Here is a 236-nt window from a genome sequence, read left to right as displayed (position 1 = left end):
GTGATCTCCCGGGTGCTCATGCCGCGCGCGTACATCGACACGATCTTCTCATCGAAGCCTGGAAAGCGCCGCTGGTATTTGGCGATCAACTGCGGGTCGAAGCTGGCTTGCCGGTCGCGCGGTACGTCGATCGCCAGCTTACCGGTATCGGTCGTGATCGTCTTCCGACCGTAACCGTTGCGGCTGTTGCCCGCGCCATCTTCACCGGCGAGGTGATGATCCATCTCGGCATTCAA

Annotated in this window: 1 protein-coding gene; it reads right to left on the bottom strand. The window is 61.0% G+C overall.

What is annotated here, in order from left to right:
* A partial coding sequence (locus SM191_RS19765) for a transposase (RefSeq protein WP_341507684.1) occupies positions 1-236 on the bottom strand: 236 nt, incomplete at both ends.

Origin of the sequence: Sphingomonas sp. 2378 (assembly GCF_038084995.1) — a bacterium.
In the GTDB taxonomy this organism is placed as follows: Bacteria; Pseudomonadota; Alphaproteobacteria; order Sphingomonadales; family Sphingomonadaceae; genus Sphingomonas.
This window is presented reverse-complemented; position numbering and strand designations above follow the sequence as displayed.